At 63.5% G+C, this 1,227-nt stretch carries 3 protein-coding genes; all 3 read left to right on the top strand.

Annotated elements, in window-relative coordinates:
- Positions 1-66 precede the first annotated feature (66 nt).
- Positions 67-612 carry a head-tail connector protein gene (locus RBA40_RS33225; RefSeq protein WP_306653168.1) on the top strand — a complete coding sequence of 182 codons (546 nt, stop codon included), beginning with the start codon at positions 67-69 and terminating at the stop codon, positions 610-612.
- Positions 612-959, top strand: coding sequence for a phage head completion protein (locus RBA40_RS33220; protein WP_306653166.1), 348 nt, complete (start codon positions 612-614; stop codon positions 957-959). Before RBA40_RS33225 ends, RBA40_RS33220 begins: the two co-directional genes overlap by 1 nt.
- On the top strand, positions 952-1,227 hold a 276-nt coding region (locus RBA40_RS33215), incomplete at its 3' end, for an HK97-gp10 family putative phage morphogenesis protein (RefSeq protein ID WP_306653164.1). The genes RBA40_RS33220 and RBA40_RS33215, both read left to right, overlap by 8 nt.

Genomic DNA, 1,227 nt, shown 5'->3' with positions numbered 1-1,227 from the left:
TGGCGAGATCGGCTTCCGTAAGTTCCGCTTCGAGAAGTGCGCGGCGCCGGTGTACGGGGTCCAGTGATGGCGATTCGTCTAATTGCTCCTTCTGTCGCGATGGCCGTGTCAATGGCCGATGCGCGCGCGAGTGCGCGCGCCAACGGAAATGACCAGGACGCGGAAATCGAGATCCGCGTGCGCGCGCTGACCGCCGAGGCCGAGCACATCACCGGGCGCTCGATCATCAACCGTACGTACGAGGTGACGGCGCCAGGGTTTGCGGGTCTGATCCCGCTGCCGTCCTCGCCCCTGATCGAGGTGGTCAGCCTGAAATATCTGGACGTCGACGGCGCCACGCAAACGCTGAGCGAAGACGCCTACGTCGTCGACCGCTCGATCGAGCCGGGGTTCGTCGCGCTCGCAGCCGGCGCGAGCTGGCCGGCGACGAAAGCGCATCCCGAGGCAGTGATCCTCACCGTGATCTGCGGATATGGACCCGACGAGACCACCACGCCGGCGGCGTTCAAGGGCTACATCCTGGCGAAGGTCCGCGAATACTTTGCACCGGCCGGCACGCCGGAATCGCCGCACCTTATCCGGGGGCTCGACTGCTTGAAGGTGCACAGCTGATGGCCGCCCCGTTCAAGTGTGACGAGAAAGTCACGGTCGAGCAGCTTGTTGGCACGCCTGATCCTGTGTATGGCACCGAAACGCAAGCTTGGGCGCCGGTGCTGGTCCGGTACTGGGCCAACGTTCAGGACGAATTGCCGAGCCGCGCGGAATCGACCAAAAACGGGCTCGATAAATCGATCCTACGCACCCGGCTACGCATGCAGGGCGCCCAGGCCGTCACTGGCGACATGCGCGTCATTTTGCACAGCCGCGGCGACCGGGTAATGCAGATCATCGCTGGACCGGCGCTGTTGGATGATCGGGTTCACACAGAGTTCCAACTGGAGGGATACTTGAATGGCTGATCCGAACATCACCGGCGGCCGGGAGCTGGATGCATTCCTGCAGCAGTTCTCGGCCAAGTTTGAAAAGAACGTGATGCGCGGCGGGCTGCGCGCCGGCGCGAACGAGTTCAAGGAAGAAGTGAAAGCCAACATACCGGTGGACAGCGGCGCGCTGCGGCGCAGTGTACGGATCACCACAAACGCCAAGGGCGGCCGCGTGACCGCATCGGTCAAGATCGGCAACAAGAAGGCTTGGTACGCGCAGATGGTCGAGTTCGGCACGCGAGCA

It is taken from the genome of Massilia pseudoviolaceinigra, assembly GCF_030846505.1.
GTDB classification, from domain to species: Bacteria; Pseudomonadota; Gammaproteobacteria; order Burkholderiales; family Burkholderiaceae_D; genus Telluria_A; species Telluria_A violaceinigra.
This window is presented reverse-complemented; position numbering and strand designations above follow the sequence as displayed.